We start from the raw sequence: 12,436 nt of genomic DNA, 5'->3' as shown, positions 1-12,436 counted from the left end.
TTCGCTTGTAAGAGGGGCGAATTGCGTGTTTCACGGCGGGATTTGGATTGAGCTGAGTGTATCATTGGATTGCCAGACATATTGCGCACGGCTTACCCCAAGTCTAGGCCCACATGAACCACGAAAATCGAAACGTCGAAACCGGCGCCGGGAATATTGAATAACTTATGACTGACCACCTTGCGATCGATGCGAGCGAAATTGCCCGAATAGCTGCGCGCATTGACCGGCCGATTGTATTGGTTGGGTTGATGGGCGTTGGCAAGTCGACTGTCGGACGCAAGCTTGCAGAAATGTTAGAGCGCGATTTCATCGACGCTGATGACGCGATCGAAAATGCAGCCCAGCGATCAATCGCAGAGATATTTGAAGAGTTCGGCGAGGCGTATTTTCGCGATGGCGAAAGACGCGTCATTGGACGCTTGATCGAGGAGAGCGGCGGTGTGATTGCTACTGGTGGTGGGGCGTTCGTAGATCCCGAAACCCGGACACTGATTCTCGACAAAGCGATTGCGGTATGGATCGACACTGATATCGACATTTTGGTTGAACGAACTTCGCGGCGTGACACCCGTCCGTTGCTGCGAAATGGCGATCCCAAGGAAGTCTTGACGCGCCTTTATAAGAGCCGCGAGCCCTTTTATTCTCAGGCACAAATCCGTGTGAAAAGCGAAAACGCACCTCACTCAGAAGCTGCCGAAGCCATCCTTGAGGCGATTGATAGATGGATATGAACCGTTCTGAAACGATCAGAGTTGAACTTGGCGGACGCTCATATGATGTGATTGTCGATGAAGGCTTACTCGACCAGATCGCAATTCTGGCAGAGCCGTTTCTCAAATCTTACAGCGCGCGTCCGGTGCCAATCGTGGCAGACGTGAACGCGAGGGAACATCACAGCGCCCGCATCGAAGCTTCTTTGGCAAGGGCTGGATATGAGGCCGTTTGGTACGATGTGCCTTCTGGCGAGGCATCCAAAAGTTGGGCTGGGCTCGAAGAGCTTACGAACTGGCTGCTCGCCCTTGGGGTGACGCGCTCAGATCATGTCTTTGCGCTTGGCGGCGGCGTAGTCGGAGACCTCGTGGGCTTTGCGTGCAGCATCCTCAAACGCGGGTGCGGCTTTGTGCAATTGCCTACGACCTTGCTCAGCCAAGTCGACAGCTCAGTCGGCGGGAAAACCGCGATCAACACTTCCGCGGGCAAAAACATGATCGGTGCGTTTCATCAGCCTTCGCTGGTGCTGGCCGACATGGATACGCTTGCCACCCTTCCCGACCGCGAAATGCGAGCAGGTTATGCCGAAGTCATCAAATATGGCCTTTTGGGTGACCGCGATTTCTTCGATTGGTTGGAGGCAAACGTCGGCGCCGTCGTCGCTCGGGAAGCCAAACCGCTCCAACATGCCATTGCGACGAGCATTCGGGCCAAAGCGCGCATCGTTGCAGAGGACGAACGCGAGACCTCCGGCGTGCGGGCTTTGCTTAACCTCGGGCACACATTCGGCCATGCTTTGGAAGCCGAAACAGGCTTTTCGAACCGTCTCTTGCACGGGGAAGCAGTAGCACTGGGGATGGTGCTCGCCGCGAAATTCTCTGCACGGCGCGGGGATATATCAGGCCAAGATGCGAGCCGCGCCGCCATCGCGATTGGGGCCAGCGGATTGCCTGCACAACTTCCTGATCTGGATCTTTCCTGCAATGGTTCGCGTCTTGTTGACCACATGCGCCATGACAAGAAGATGGAAGGTTCCGGCACTCTTCCCTTCCTGCTCTTAAAAGGCCTTGGAGAGGCGTATATGGCGCGTGATGTTGAGCTTAATGATGTCGCGGCGTTTTTGGACGAGGAGCTCGCATGACCAAATTCATCGACCTTTCGATACCCATCACCAATGATGTGATTTCCGATCCAGAGGTCATGCGGCCCAAGGTCACTTACATGACCCACGAAAACACGTGGGAGCAAATCGCCATGTTCTTCCCCGGCCTTGAAAAAGGCGACCTTCCCGACGGTGAAGGTTGGGCTGTGGAGATGCTGGAACTGTCCACTCACAACGGCACCCATATGGATGCGCCGTGGCACTATCACTCGACGACCAAGGATGGAGCGGTTCCTGCGCCAAGCATTGATGAAGCGCCCCTCGACCGCTTTCTCCGCCCCGGTGTAAAACTTGATTTCAGCCATCTGCCGCACGGCCATGTGGTCAGCGCAAGCGAGCTGGAAGAAGCATTTACGAAGATCAACTACGACCTGCAACCGCTTGATATTGTGCTTATTCAATCAGGCGCAGTTTACGGCACCGACAATTTCACCGACCAAGGCGTCGGGCTTGGTGCAGAGGCAACCCTTTGGTTGACGCAAGCCGGCGTTGAAGTGGTTGGCACCGATGCGTGGAGCTGGGATGCGCCGTTTAGCCACACGGCGAGGCGCTGGGCCGAAACCCGCGACCCCAAGATTATCTGGGAAGGCCACAAGGCAGGCCGCATCCGCCCGTATTATCAGATCGAAAAGCTCACCAATTTGGAAAGCCTACCCTCGCACGGCTTCACTTTCAGCTGTTTCCCAGTGAAGATCGAACGCGCAAGCGCCGGATGGATCCGCGCGGTTGCGATAGTTGAAGATTAAGGCGCAAACACACCGATCAAAATCTGCACTGCCAAAACCAGCATGCTAAGCCACGTCAGCACCACCCCGATTTGACGGGGAATCGGCGACTTGCCCGGCTCAGCTGGCGTATGAAGCCCAATCACATGGGCAATCCGCGCAAGCACAAATGCGCCAGCAATCACCATCAATAGCGTCGGATTAGCCTCAGCATATTCGAGCAATCCCAGCATAATCAGGACGATCGGCGCGTGCTCAGCCAGATTTCCGTGGCTGCGGCTGGCCGCAATCAGCGCGGTATCATCCGCATCGCCAAAGGCCGCTTTCAAACGCAAGCGTTGGCGCACAGTCAAAATGGCAAGCAACAACAAAAGGAGCGCAAGGAGCGCAGCTGTGGTCGATGTGATTGGCAATGGCATTGATCTCTCCCTTAAAGATCAATGTGTAGCAGGAGGTCGCCGTACTGCAATTTGCTCACCCAAAGGTTGCCCCATTGCAAAGGTGCGGCCCTAGCCCGCTGAACGCGGCAGCTGCGTTACTTTTCCCGAGGCATCACCTGCGAGCTCATCTTCCATCATCACGTCATGATCGGCAAAGAGCCGCTCGATCTCGCTGCGTTTTTCCAGAAGCATTTGAGCGATACCTGGCGCAAGGCTTTCACCATCGCCTATCTGACCGAGCAAGCCCGCGATGTCGCTGGCAGTTGCCTCTCGAGCCGATTTGAAGAAATGGCCCTTGCGGTCGAAATATCCCGTCCCTTTTTTAGCCACAACACAGTCCTCCTTGATAATGAACTTTCGCTCTTGCACCGATTCGGCCTGGCGATTCTCCATCAATTAGGGGTTTGTAGCTAGAACCCTTGTGTAAAACTGTGTTATTTGACCAATCGAGCAACTTCGGCGCACGAATTATTTCCACACGTAGTCAAGTTATTGCATAAAAAAAGCACATTGCATTCTTTTTGGCCTTGGGGCTATTCAAGCTCCAAAATCACCGCGTCCACCGCAAGGCTTTCGCCTTCCTCTGCGTTGATCTTGCCAATCACCGCTTCTTTCTCGGCGCGAAGGATGTTTTCCATCTTCATCGCTTCGACAGTGGCAAGCGGTTGGCCCGGTTGAACCGTTTCGCCTTCGCTCACATGCAGCTTCACCAGCATGCCGGGCATTGGACAGATCAGCATCTTGGAAAGGTCAGGCGGCTCTTTCTCAATCATGTGCCCTTCGTGGGCAGTGAGCCTTGCAGGCAATACAAGCGCCTCATGGCTTGCCCCGCGTGTGGTGATGCGCCAGCGAACGCCTAGCCGCTCAATCTGAATCACCATTTCATTGTCGCCGGTCACATTGGCAAAAGTCTGTCCTACGCGCCAATCCCAAGTGCCGTTCAACCGAACGCCATCAACAGTCGCACCGCCCTCTTCGAGCATAACGTCAAAGCTTTGGCTGCCGATCTTCACCATCCAATGCGATGGCGGGTTGTCGATGCCGGCGAGTTTCCCAGTGATTTTGCCCGCGCGAAACTGTGTGTCGAACTCTGCCCCTGCGAACAGAGCGGCGAGCTGGCGAAGGTGCGTATCGCTTGCCGGTGCGCCTTCGAACCCTTCGGGATATTCTTCAGCGATAAAGCCCGTGGTGAGCTCGCCTGAACGGAACCGTTCGTGCTGCATGATCGCCGACAGGAAATCGACATTATGGCCAAGGCCTTTGATGCGGAAGCTATCGAGCGCTTCGACCTGAAGGTCGGCTGCTTCTTCGCGGGTCGGTGCCCAAGTGATCAGCTTGGCGATCATCGGGTCATAAAACATGGAGACTTCGCCGCCTTCAAAGACGCCGTCATCGACACGGATTGAGCCCGCACCGCGGGCCACACCGCGGCGCTCTTTGCCCGCCACTTCGCCATCATCGCTCCAACCTTCAATCGAAGGCGAATATTCGATCAGGCGGCCTGTACTGGGCAGGAACCCGCGATAGGGGTCCTCGGCATAGACGCGGTTCTCAATCGACCAACCATCAATGCCAATGTCGTCTTGGGTCAGATCCAATTTCTCACCGGCGGCCACGCGGATCATCTGTTCGACCAGATCGACCCCGGTGATCGCCTCTGTGACAGGGTGCTCCACCTGAAGACGGGTGTTCATTTCGAGGAAATAAAAGCTCTCGCCCGTCTTATCTGCGCCCGATACAATCAGCTCGACCGTGCCAGCGGAGTGGTAATCCACCGCCTTGGACAAAGCGACGCATTGCTCGCCCATGGCTTTGCGCATCTTCTCTGTAACGAAAGGCGAAGGTGCCTCTTCGACAACCTTTTGGTGACGCCGCTGGATCGAGCATTCGCGCTCGTTCAAATAGAGCACATTTCCGTGCTTATCGCCAAGGATCTGGATTTCGATATGGCGCGGATTTTCGATGAATTTCTCAATGAAAACACGGTCATCACCAAAGGAGTTCAATCCTTCTCGCTTGGTCGCCTCAAACCCTTCGCGCACATCTTTTTCAGAGTACGCCAAACGCATACCCTTGCCCCCGCCGCCAGCAGAAGCCTTCATCATGACCGGATAGGTGATCTCATTTGCGATCTCGACCGCGTGATCGGTATCGCGAATTTCGCCAACGAAGCCTGGGACGACGTTCACGCCTGCTTCTTTCGCAAGCTTCTTCGATTCAATCTTGTCACCCATCGCCGCAATCGCGCCAGCAGGTGGGCCGATGAATGCGATGTTCTCCGCCTCAAGAGCTTCCACAAAGCTCGCGCGTTCGGACAGGAAGCCATAGCCCGGATGCACAGCCTCTGCGCCCGTTTCCTTACACGCGGCGATAATCTTTTCAGGGATCAGATAGCTTTCGGCCGCAGGGGATGCACCGATATGAACCGCTTCATCAGCCATACGCACAAACGGCGCATTGCGGTCCGCATCAGAATACACAGCGACGGTCGCAATGCCCATTTTGCGAGCAGTCTGGAACACACGGCATGCAATCTCGCCACGGTTAGCTACCAAAATCTTTGAAAACATATCAGCCTTTGTTTTTCATCTCTTGCGCGTCCGCATAGCCGATTAACGTGTCTGCGTAAGCCCCCACGCCCCGTCTTTCGCCCTCGCCCCTTACAAGTGAACCGGCCGCCTTGGCCAGATAATGGAGGTTGGAAGCGTTTAAAGCTCTGAGCGGTTCAACATATATCCCGATCGTAAAGACGATCGCGCCCGTTTCAGGCAATCGGCGCAAGGTCTGGCGCTCGGACCGAATGAAAAGCGCCTCACCCGCATTTTCTTTAGTCACATGCGCGAACTGCTCTTGTGGGTCACCCAGAGCAAGCCAGCGCCGCTCGCCAGTGGCCGCAATAAACCAATTGCACCGGCCATAAATGCTACCCGGCTTGAGCATTTCCATAAAACGGTCCACCCCGGTCGCAAGCTGCTTTTCATATCCGGCAATCGGTGCATGCAGCGCGCGCAAGGGCAATCCGATTTTGTCTTTGGGCTGCCAATCAGATGGCCATGCGACGGCTGCGCCGATCAATCGGTATTGGTCATCACCCGGCGTCTTGGTCAGGAGACACATATCCTCGTGCCGGGCCAAAGCCGCTTCGTGCAGAGCGCCCTCCACCCCCAACATTTGCGCCAATTCGCGAGCAGGAGCCTCGGCCTCCGGTGTAATCTGCACACCTTCTGGCCAATCGGTAAAGCCTTGCGCTCTTGCCTCAAGGTCAGGACCCGCCTGCAACCAGTCACCCTCAGAAAGCCGAACAAGCCCCATCCGCAATTGCCCTCCCCCACGCGCTTTGGGGAGGAGAGAATTGACGGAAAAACCGAGGGTGGGCTTAGTCGCCAGAAGCCTTACCTTGTTGATCGCATCTCAACACAAAGCCAAATTCTTCCAACCAATCTGCCGGCGTAGGCATCAAGAATTGCAGCGCCTCTGGAAGCAGGCCGTGCAGGCTGTTGGAATGGAGAAGCTCCTCGCGCCGATCAGAAAAGCACCATCTTTGATCATCTGGAAGCGCTTCCACCAGGCGCAGGATGCCCTCTTGGGTAGCCCCGCCTTCATCCGCGAGAGAGAGATACAGTGGTGAAATGTTCGCAGCCCTTTCAGTGATTTGATGGGATAAAGACTGCCCATCCCATTGAAGGCTGGGAGAGATCGCTGCGTAACCTGAGAATGCCTTGGTGCCCGTGGCCCATGTCTCAACCACAAAGTGTCCCGCGGCGCTTTCACCAACCAGAAAAACCTCGCCATTCCCGCGATAGCGTGAGGCGATGAGCGGCAGGATTTCGTCGACTAGCCATTTACGAAACACAGCGCTTTCCCCAGCCGTTGAGTAGCGGGCCTCCTCGTTTGCATCCTGGGTTGGCGGCAACAATTCGCGCTGCCTGTCCTTGGTTTCGATCCCGACCCAAATCGCGCTCTTGCTGCGCCCCCAAAGCCTATTCCAATTGTGGATGCCCACACCCAGCATCAGATCTTGCTGAATTCCTCCATCAAGCGTGATGACAACGGGCCACTGGCGTTCGGGTTCGTCTGCGTAGTCAGGAGGGAGAATGACATTGATCTCTCGCTCGGCATCGAGGACCGTTGCTTTTGCAGTTTCGCCTGCCACAAGAGGCGCAAATTCCGGCGTCCCTTGCGCGGCGAGGAGTAGGGCAGCGATCTCAGTTATCATTTAGCAGGTTCCAGTTTTTTGCATGCACGTTTCGGTTCTTCCTGTTGCAGCGCGGTCAGACCAAGCTTCGCAAACAAAGCACCGTCGCTGTCATCGCCCGCATTGGGCGCGGTTAGCAGCTTGTCCCCTGTGAAGATCGAGTTCGCGCCAGCCAAGAAGCACAGCGCCTGCGTCGCCTCGCTCATGCTCTCGCGGCCAGCGGAAAGGCGAACCATGCTCATCGGCATAGTGATCCGTGCCACCGCAACCGTGCGCACAAACTCGATATCGTCGATCTTCGCCATCGGCGTATCGGCCAGCATATCGCCCAAAACCGTACCCTTCACAGGCACCAGTGCGTTCACCGGAACACTCTCTGGATGCTCTTCAAGGGTCGCAAGCGTATGCACAAAACCCACCCGGTCCTCGCGCGTTTCGCCCATGCCGACAATCCCGCCAGAGCAAACATTGATGCCCGCCTTGCGCACGTGGTCGAGCGTGTCGAGGCGGCATTGGAAATCGCGGGTTGAAATCACGCGCTCGTAATATTCCGGACTGCTGTCGATATTGTGGTTGTAATAATCGAGGCCAGCTTCGGCCAGCATGCCTGCTTGATGCGGCTCTAACATGCCAAGGGTCATGCAGGTTTCAAGCCCCATATCGCGCACGCCTTTCACGATCTCGACGATTGCGGGCATATCGCGGTCCTTGGGATTGCGCCAAGCGGCGCCCATGCAGAACCGCTGTGAGCCTTGATCCTTCGCCTGCGCGGCGCGTTGCAGAACGGCTTGCACATCCATCAGCTTGGTCGCTTCAACGCCGCTGTCGGCCTTCACCGACTGCGAGCAATAGCCGCAATCTTCTGGGCAACCGCCGGTCTTGATACTCAGCAGCGTGCACAGCTGGATCTGCTCTGGCGGATGGCTTTCCCGGTGCGCGCTGGCCGCTTGGAAAAGCAGCTCTGTAAATGGAAGTTCAAACAGCTCCGCGATTTCTTCGCGGGTCCAGTCGTTGCGGATATGGGTCATGTTAATTTTGGCCTTTCTTCGCCGAAAAGCTTCGGTTCTAATTGCTGACCAGTGAGGATGGAGAGGGTCTCGGGGCGGGTGCTTTCGGGTAGGTCAGTCATTGTTTGTCCCGTAAATTAGTCGCTTGGCTCATTTTTGCGTCTTGGCCAAAGCAGGATCAAGGCTCCCAAAGCAAGTGGTAAGAAACCCCACGCTGAGTAGATCAACCTGAATTGTTCACACTGCGCCATTCCGATCTCCCACGGGTTCCAGTGACATTTGAGCATAAAGTGCTTTGTTGGCGAAAAGAGCATGCCGAATAGAAAGAGGACGCCTCCAAAGAGTTTCACTCCGCTGCCTCATCAAGCTCACCGAGCGGCGGCATATTGTGACCCAGCATTGTGAGAATATCCGCCGCACACTCCACCACATTGGAACCCGGTCCATATATCCCCTGCACCCCTGCTTCGCGCAAGAAATCATAGTCCTGCGGCGGGATCACTCCGCCTGCGGTGACTTTGATATCGGGGCGGCCTGCCTCGCGTAAGTGACGGATGATCTCCGGGATCAACGTCTTGTGCCCAGCGGCAAGGCTGGAGCAGCCCACCACGTCTACATCCTTATCCAAAGCCATTTTGCAGGCTTCTTCAGGTGTTTGGAACAAGGGGCCGGAAACAATTTCAAAGCCCATATCGGCAAAGGCGCTAGCGATGACATTCGCGCCGCGGTCGTGGCCGTCTTGGCCCATTTTGGCGACCATCATGCGAGGGCTTCGGCCCAAGCGGCGGCTCACGGCCTCTACGCCGTCCGTCACCTGCGCCCAGCGCTGGTCAAATTCGTAAGCGCTTTTGTAGACGCCAGAGACCGGCTTTGGCGTGGCATCATGGCGTCCAAAGACCTCTTCCATAGCTGAAGAAATCTCACCTAAAGTCGCATCATGGCGCGCAGCATCGACGGCCAGTTGCAAAACATTGGCGCTGCCCGCCGAGCCCTCGGTCAGAGCCTTCAATGCTGCCCTGCACGCCGCTTCATCACGCTTGCTACGCACATCAGCGAGGCATTTGATCTGCCCCGTCCGCACTGCTGCGTTATCGACTTCGAGTGTGTCGATCGGCTCTTCTTCGCCAGGCTTATACTTGTTCACGCCCACGATCACGGTCTTACCCTGATCGATCATGGTCTGCTTCTCGGCGGCCGCCCGCTCAATCTCAGCCTTAGGAGCGCCAGTGCCGACATATTTGGTCATGCCGCCCGCTTCATCGACTTCCGCCATGAGAACACGCGCATCCTCGACAAGTTTGGAAGTGAGCGCTTCGATATAGTGCGAGCCGCCAAGGGGATCGACCACATTGGTGATCCCGCTTTCCTCTTGCAGCACCAATTGGGTGTTGCGCGCAATGCGGGCGGAGAAGTCGGTGGGAAGTGCAATCGCCTCGTCAAGCGCGTTGGTGTGGAGCGACTGCGTGCCGCCCAGCGTCGCCGCCATTGCCTCAACGCACGTGCGCACAACGTTGTTGTAAGGGTCTTGCTCTTGCAAGCTCACACCAGAGGTCTGGCAGTGGGTACGCAGCATTTTGGAGCGTTCGGATTTTGCACCCAGCCCATCCATCACTTCATACCAAAGCGTGCGCGCCGCGCGCAGTTTGGCGATCTCCATGAAGAAGTTCATGCCGATGCCGAAGAAGAACGAGAGACGCCCTGCAAAGGCATCAATATCAAGCCCCGTCGCCATCGCGCGGGTCGCATATTCCTTGCCGTCGGCAATGGTGAAGGCAAGCTCCTGCACGGCCGTCGCACCCGCTTCGTGCATGTGATAGCCGGAAATCGAAATGCTGTTGAATTTCGGCATATTGGCCGAGGTATATCCGATGATATCCGAGATAATCCGCATCGAAGGTTCAGGCGGATAGATATAGGTGTTGCGGACCATGAACTCTTTGAGAATATCGTTCTGGATCGTGCCAGAGAGCTTCTCTTGGCTCACGCCCGAACGCTCAGCCGCGACGATATAGAATGCCAGAATCGGGATCACCGCGCCGTTCATTGTCATGGAAACGCTCATGGTGTCGAGCGGGATTTGATCGAACAGGATTTCCATATCCGCGACCGTGTCAATCGCAACGCCCGCCTTGCCGACATCGCCCACCACGCGCCCGTGATCGCTGTCATAGCCGCGGTGCGTTGCAAGGTCGAAAGCCACCGACAGTCCCTTTTGCCCTGCCGCCAAATTGCGCCTGTAAAACGCATTCGATTCCTCAGCGGTTGAGAACCCTGCATATTGCCGGATCGTCCACGGGCGCCCTGCATACATCGATGCCTTCACCCCGCGCGTGAATGGCGCAAATCCGGGAAGCCCAGGGTCCCAGCCCTCATGGTCCTCTGCTGTGTAAAGCGGCTTTACCTCAAACCCTTCAGGCGTTTGCGTGTTGAGATCGCGGCCCTTGGCTTCTTTATCAGCGAGGGCCTTCCAATCAGCGGGAGTCGGTTTTTTAGTCATGCGCACCCTCTAGAATCAAAAAGGGAGCGGCGCAAAGGCACCGCTCCCTTTTCGTTTGACAGGCGGTTATTGGCCTTTGAATTCGGCCTTGCGCTTTTGCAGGAAGGCCATGCCGCCTTCCATCGCGTCTTGGCTGGCACCTGCAAGGCGTTGGCCCTCTGCTTCGGCGAGGAAAACCTGCTCCAAACTGCCGTCTGCGGCCAGAGCAATGTTGCGCTTCATGGTTCTGATCGCAAGCGTTGGGCCATTGGCCAATTTTTCAGCCAATGCGCGGGCCTCGGTCATCAAGTCATCATGCTCAACGCATTTGTAAGCAAGGCCCCACGCCTCAGCCTGTTCGCCGCCAATTTTCTCGCCCAGCATCATCATACGGGTCGCGCGCGCGCGGCCAATGGCGCGGGTCAAAAGCCATGTGGAGCCGCCATCAGGCACAAGACCGATATTGACAAAGGCTTGAAGGAAATAGGCTTTCTTAGAGACGATTGTGAAATCCGCCGCCAGAGCAAGTGAGCACCCCACACCCGCAGCAGGACCATTGACCGCGCAGATCACCGGAACCTCAGCGCGGATCAGCTGACTAATCGCGGGGCTGTAATGCATGGTGAGCGCTTCGTGACTGCCGCCTTTGGAGCCTAGAGCGCTCCCGTCGCCGCGTGCCGAAAGATCCGCGCCAGAGCAAAAGCCTTTGCCCTCACCTGTGATCAGAACCGCGCGTGCATCACCCAAGTCATAGAATGCCTGACCGATTTCGTCCGCCATTTGCGGGGCCATCGCGTTCAAGCGATCCGGCTTATTCAGCGTCAGGATCATCAGCGGGCCTTCGCGCTCCACTTTGATGGTTTCGTATGTCATGGCTTGGCTCTCTCCCAGAATCTTCGATTTTTTGCGTTTCGTTTGGAAACTGTTTGCCTTGACGTGGGCGTCAACACAAGTGCGCAGGGACGCGCTACGTCAATTTTGAGTGTGCCGCCTTTGATTGTTTAGGCCGCCTAGTGTCCCTCTTTTGGCGTTTCCATAATCTCGGTCAGCATGCCCTGCATATCTTTTGGGTGCAGGAAGAAGATCGGCGTGCCGTGCGCGCCAATGCGCGTTGGGCCAAGGATGCGCTTGCCTTGTCCCTCAAATTCAGCGCGCGCCGCTTCGATATCGGGCACTTCGAAGCACACATGGTGCTGTCCGCCAGCCGGGTTCTTGGCAAGGAAGCCGTTGATGGGGGAGCTTTCGTCAAACGGCTCGATGAGTTCCAGCTGCGTGCCATTGAGGCCGCTGTCGGTGGGAGTGTCGACAAAGCAGACTTTGACGCCCTGTTCAGGCAGATCAAAGGGCTCGGTAATTTGGGTCGCGCCCAAGCAATCGCGGTAATGCGCGATGCTGTCAGCGATAGAGGGGGTTGCGATCCCGATGTGGTTTAGGCGGCCTAGTTTCATTTGTGCTCCGGCGGTCAGAGAATTAGTAGGTAGCCAGTGAGCGCGCACATGATGCCAATGCAAGCGAAAATGGCGATGCTGGGCCAATTGTGGAAGCGCAGTTCCTTTGTCTCTTCATCAATGTGCCAATTGTCCGGGCTTCGACGGATGCGATAGGCGATGATGGCGCAGGCGGAGGTGGCAAGGAATGTTGCGATGGGAAGTGAGAGCTCAGGCATGATGTCGTTCGTCATTGCGAGGAGCCATAGGCGACGTGGCAATCTAGAGCG

At 56.4% G+C, this 12,436-nt stretch carries 13 protein-coding genes; 3 read left to right on the top strand and 10 right to left on the bottom strand.

The features are described 5' to 3' along the window. Positions 1 to 167: 167 nt before the first annotated feature. The 3 genes from ABJ205_RS06540 to ABJ205_RS06530 are packed head-to-tail and all read left to right on the top strand — an operon-like array spanning position 168 to position 2,622. On the top strand, positions 168 to 734 hold the full coding sequence (locus ABJ205_RS06540; RefSeq protein WP_348155443.1) for a shikimate kinase: 567 nt from the start codon (positions 168 to 170) through the stop codon (positions 732 to 734). Next, positions 731 to 1,855, top strand: coding sequence for a 3-dehydroquinate synthase (gene aroB, locus ABJ205_RS06535; RefSeq protein ID WP_348510024.1), 1,125 nt, complete (start codon positions 731 to 733; stop codon positions 1,853 to 1,855). Before ABJ205_RS06540 ends, aroB begins: the two co-directional genes overlap by 4 nt. Further along, positions 1,852 to 2,622 carry a cyclase family protein gene (locus ABJ205_RS06530; protein ID WP_348155446.1) on the top strand — a complete coding sequence of 257 codons (771 nt, stop codon included), beginning with the start codon at positions 1,852 to 1,854 and terminating at the stop codon, positions 2,620 to 2,622. Before aroB ends, ABJ205_RS06530 begins: the two co-directional genes overlap by 4 nt. Here ABJ205_RS06530 and ABJ205_RS06525 read toward each other — a convergent pair. From ABJ205_RS06525 to ABJ205_RS06480, 10 genes are all read right to left on the bottom strand, one after another. Then, on the bottom strand, positions 2,619 to 3,020 hold the full coding sequence (locus tag ABJ205_RS06525; protein WP_348155448.1) for an MAPEG family protein: 402 nt from the start codon (positions 3,018 to 3,020) through the stop codon (positions 2,619 to 2,621). The two genes, ABJ205_RS06530 and ABJ205_RS06525, sit on opposite strands and share 4 nt — an antisense overlap. Before the next feature lie 90 nt (positions 3,021 to 3,110). Beyond that, complete coding sequence (locus ABJ205_RS06520) at positions 3,111 to 3,371, bottom strand: hypothetical protein (RefSeq protein ID WP_348155450.1); 261 nt, start codon at positions 3,369 to 3,371, stop codon at positions 3,111 to 3,113. 203 nt (positions 3,372 to 3,574) lie between these two features. Next, entirely contained in the window at positions 3,575 to 5,611 is a 2,037-nt protein-coding gene (locus ABJ205_RS06515; protein ID WP_348155452.1) for an acetyl/propionyl/methylcrotonyl-CoA carboxylase subunit alpha, read from the bottom strand. A 1-nt stretch (position 5,612) separates the two neighbouring features. Then, positions 5,613 to 6,353: a DUF3445 domain-containing protein gene (locus tag ABJ205_RS06510; RefSeq protein WP_348510023.1), complete on the bottom strand. Its 741-nt coding sequence runs from the start codon at positions 6,351 to 6,353 to the stop codon at positions 5,613 to 5,615. Positions 6,354 to 6,417: 64 nt separating this feature from the next. Continuing rightward, positions 6,418 to 7,257, bottom strand: a complete 840-nt coding sequence (locus ABJ205_RS06505) for an alpha/beta hydrolase-fold protein (protein ID WP_348510022.1) — start codon at positions 7,255 to 7,257, stop codon at positions 6,418 to 6,420. Next, a complete protein-coding gene (gene bioB / locus ABJ205_RS06500; protein WP_348312281.1) occupies positions 7,254 to 8,264 on the bottom strand; it encodes a biotin synthase BioB in 1,011 nt (336 codons plus the stop codon). Before bioB ends, ABJ205_RS06505 begins: the two co-directional genes overlap by 4 nt. 325 nt (positions 8,265 to 8,589) lie before the next feature. After that, positions 8,590 to 10,740, bottom strand: a complete 2,151-nt coding sequence (gene scpA, locus ABJ205_RS06495; RefSeq protein WP_348155604.1) for a methylmalonyl-CoA mutase — start codon at positions 10,738 to 10,740, stop codon at positions 8,590 to 8,592. 66 nt (positions 10,741 to 10,806) lie between these two features. After that, positions 10,807 to 11,592: an enoyl-CoA hydratase-related protein gene (locus ABJ205_RS06490; RefSeq protein ID WP_348155607.1), complete on the bottom strand. Its 786-nt coding sequence runs from the start codon at positions 11,590 to 11,592 to the stop codon at positions 10,807 to 10,809. A 137-nt stretch (positions 11,593 to 11,729) separates the two neighbouring features. After that, on the bottom strand, positions 11,730 to 12,167 hold the full coding sequence (mce, locus tag ABJ205_RS06485) for a methylmalonyl-CoA epimerase (protein WP_348155609.1): 438 nt from the start codon (positions 12,165 to 12,167) through the stop codon (positions 11,730 to 11,732). A 14-nt stretch (positions 12,168 to 12,181) separates the two neighbouring features. Continuing rightward, positions 12,182 to 12,400: a hypothetical protein gene (locus ABJ205_RS06480; RefSeq protein ID WP_348155610.1), complete on the bottom strand. Its 219-nt coding sequence runs from the start codon at positions 12,398 to 12,400 to the stop codon at positions 12,182 to 12,184. Positions 12,401 to 12,436: the final 36 nt, after the last annotated feature.

This window comes from Erythrobacter sp., assembly GCF_039988855.1.
GTDB lineage: Bacteria > Pseudomonadota > Alphaproteobacteria > Sphingomonadales > Sphingomonadaceae > Erythrobacter.
The sequence above is the reverse complement of the archived record's forward strand: the minus strand, read 5'-3'. Positions and strand labels throughout refer to the sequence as shown.